General features: G+C 57.8%; 3 protein-coding genes and 1 pseudogene. 2 read left to right on the top strand and 2 right to left on the bottom strand.

Translation table 11 applies throughout. The features are described 5' to 3' along the window. Both BP727_RS05385 and BP727_RS05380 read right to left on the bottom strand, forming a co-directional pair. The coding region (locus BP727_RS05385; protein ID WP_286857769.1) for a hypothetical protein at positions 1–227 on the bottom strand (227 nt) is incomplete at its 3' end. Beyond that, positions 224–1,966: a vWA domain-containing protein gene (locus BP727_RS05380; protein ID WP_286857767.1), complete on the bottom strand. Its 1,743-nt coding sequence runs from the start codon at positions 1,964–1,966 to the stop codon at positions 224–226. The genes BP727_RS05380 and BP727_RS05385, both read right to left, overlap by 4 nt. A 104-nt stretch (positions 1,967–2,070) precedes the next feature. On the opposite strand from BP727_RS05380, the gene BP727_RS05375 reads away from it, so the two are divergent. After that, the gene (locus BP727_RS05375; RefSeq protein WP_013719392.1) at positions 2,071–2,532 is read left to right on the top strand and encodes a (Fe-S)-binding protein; all 462 of its coding nucleotides are present in this window, start codon (positions 2,071–2,073) and stop codon (positions 2,530–2,532) included. A gap of 10 nt (positions 2,533–2,542) precedes the next feature. Next, positions 2,543–3,282, top strand: a pseudogene (locus BP727_RS05370) (formylmethanofuran dehydrogenase subunit B); the annotation flags it as partial.

Below are 3,282 nucleotides of genomic sequence, written 5' to 3'. Positions count from 1 at the left end.
GTCTTGTCATCCAGGACGGTGATGCTCGGCTTTTGCGATTGGACGACCTGGGTTTGAACAAAATAGGGGTTTGCAGCCGCTGCCAGTATCAAGCAGAAGATCAGCAGCCTGGAGAGGGCAAGGATCTTATTCCTGGCCCGGAGGTGGACGTAGACCAGCCCCAGCAGGGCTAGGGGTGGCAGGGCCCAGAGGAGTTCCGGCCGGGCGAAATAGAGATCCTGGATCATGTCTCCCTCCTCCAGCGCATGATGGCCAGCTCCAGAATGATGACCAGGGCGGCTAGGGCTATCACCCAGGGGGATAAATCCCTCTGTACAATGGTATTGCGAACCACTCCTAGAAATTCACCCTGCTCGAAATCTCGGCTGCGGAGAAGGGAGGACTCGGTGGGGTTGTACATGTTCGCCGCCACCGTTCGTCCCTGGAAGCGATAGATTCCCACCTCGTCCAGGGAAATAGTGCTGGCGATGAGGCTGATGCTGGGGGTTTGGATGGTGGATTGCTCGCCTGTGGCTATGATCTCCCCGGTCTTCCGGTTGGAGTCTTCTATATCCGGCACCCCCGTCATCCAGTTGATCATCTGATACCAGAATATGGGGTATTCGGGGCGCAGATAGAAGTCCGAGTCCATCTCCAGGCCGTCATAGATCACAATCCCCTCGCCCAGCCGCCAGTAGGCGAGGATGGGGGCACCATTGGCTTCCACCATGGTGGTCGCGCCCCTGCGAGCAGCAGCGTCCGGGTAGCTGTAAATCCCGATCTCATCGAAGTGCAGGCCCTCGGCAAAACCAAAATTTCTCACCCAAAGCCTGGTGGGGCCGGGGAGCTTTCCCGTCACCCTCACCGGGAGATATTGGGGGCTCTCAAGATCGAAGGGGAGGTAGATCACCCGGCCGCCGTCGATGTAGCGGTTGAGCTCGCCATCGGCCGAGGCATTCCTTGCCAGGACGATCAGATCGAAGTCCGAGTACCTGCCTGAGGTCATAACAATAACATTTGGCAGGGACTGGAGGGCTTTTAGGGCTGGCCCGGCCTCGCCCAGATAAAGAACGTCCCTCTTAGCCTGGTCTGGCACATAGACATAAGCCCGGTTGTCCCAGAAGATGGCGTCCTCAATGTCCAGAGAGATCTCATTCACCCCGGGATAGGCGGTGAAGGATAGGTAGTAGTCGCCGTCCTGTGGGATTGCAGCTGCCTGGCTGGTCTTGCCGCCTGGGCCGGTGATGGTAATGGGTATGGTTCTTGTCGGGCCGTAGTTGTGAATCAGAGCAGTATGGTTTACGTATCCCGTTCCCGGCACATTCCAGCCCTCTGTCAGGGCCAGGTTGTTCCCTCCCTGGTATGAGTCGGCAAAGACTATTCCCACCCGGCCGCCGGCCTCGATGAGATTGCGGGTGACATCGGGATCGTCTCCCGTCCAGCTGATGAAATCCGAGACCAGAAGAATATCCCCCCCGGTGCTGCCCAGGAGTATGCTGGCCTGGGTCAGTGCGCTGGAGAGGTCTGCTGAGACTGCAGCCGGCTTAAATTGTGGGAGTTGATCTCGGGCCTCAGCTGGACTGCCCTCGGTGAGGACCGTTTGTGGAACGTTTTTTGCTAAGATGATGCTGATTCTCTCATAGCGGTCGAGGTATGAACGGATGATGTTCTGGGCGGGGGAGAATGAGGACTGCATGCTCGCAGAGCCGTCCAGGACTACTACCAGATGGCTGCTTGCCGGCCCCTGCTCGTTGGTGTAGGGCCCGGCTGCGGCGAGGGAGAGAGAGCAGATGGCCAAGAGCTGCACCCAGAAGAGGGGATCGCTTATCAGACGGCTGAGGACGGCGGTGCGCTTCGCCTCCCCCTCTCGCAAGAACTGGATGGAGGAGAAGCGGATCTCCTTTGGCTGGGGTCGGATGAGGTAGATTATTACCAGGGGTATTATGCCAAGGAGGCCCAAAAGGGCAATGGGATTGCTGAAGGGCATTGAAAAGACAATTCCTGAAGAAGTATGAAAAGCTTTGCGCAGGCAATAAATATGATCGAGATTGATGTTACTGCTGTATCCTTCCCAAACTGAGGTATCTGGTTATGGTAAGCGCCATGGAGATTTATATGCTATTGCCCAAGACCAACTGCAAGAAGTGCGGGCTTCCCACCTGCATGGCTTTTGCCGTGGGCCTCTTGGGCCGGGAGAAGAAGCTGGAGGAGTGCACTCCTCTATTCGAAGAGAAGAAATATGAGGCGAAGCTCGCCAAGCTGAAGGAGATCGTGGCTCCACTGGAGAGCGCCTCAGAGACCGGCCTTGTCATTCATCCGGAGAAGTGTTTTGGCTGCGGCAACTGCGTGATCGCCTGTCCGGTGAATGTGGCGGCCGAGCCCACCAGGGTCGGCGCTGGCCTCGGTCCGGAGGGGGATCGTGTCATCCTCCGGGTGGAGGACGGGGTGGTAGTGGCCAATAACCTGCAAGAATGCAAGCGCTTCGGGCCGAATAAGATTCTGTGCAATGCCTGCACTGCGACCTGTCCGAGCAAGGCCATAGAGTTCGTCTGAGGTGATGCAGATGACAGAATTCAATTATAAGACCTGTACAGGCTGCTCGCTCATATGCGAGGACATACTTTTTCCGGACGCTGGCTCTGGGTCTGTCTCCCAGGCCAGGAACCTCTGCCGCAAAGGCCAGGCCCACTATCAGGCCCTATTCAGCGAGAGGACGGGGCCTCTGGTGGAGGGCAGTGAGGTTTCTTTAGATCAGGCGATAGAAAGGGCGGCGGAGATTTTAAGGAACGCCAGCGCGCCCGTGATCTACGGCTGGTCCAACTGCACCCTGGAGGCGCAGGAGGTGGGGCTCGCCCTGGCGGCGAAGATCGGGGCGTTCGTTGATGATCCCTCCAGTTATTGCGAGGGGCAGCTCATGGAGAGGATCCTCTCCGGGAAGATTCCCAGTTGCACTCTGGATGATGTGCGCAACTTCGCTGATACCTCCATCTTCTGGGGTTCGGACCCATCCAGCACCCAGCCCAGGCATCTGTCCCGGTTCTCCTATTTCCCCCGAGGCGAGAAAAGGCAGAAGAGCTACGAGGAGGAGAGGACCTGTATCGTGGTGGATGTGAGGGAGTCGCCCACCGCCCGGCTTTGTCCCAACACCACCTATCGGGTCTTGCCTGGAGAGGATCTGCAGTTCCTGGAGGCGATCCTGGCGGTGCTGGAGGGGAAGATCCCCAAGTTCGGGGACAAGAAGAAGATGATTGAGCTTGGCTCCATAATCAAGAAGACCGAGTACGGGGTGATCTTCCCCGGTCC

It is taken from the genome of Methanosaeta sp. UBA356 (assembly GCF_002496465.1).
Classification (GTDB): domain Archaea; phylum Halobacteriota; class Methanosarcinia; order Methanotrichales; family Methanotrichaceae; genus Methanothrix; species Methanothrix soehngenii.
This window is presented reverse-complemented; position numbering and strand designations above follow the sequence as displayed.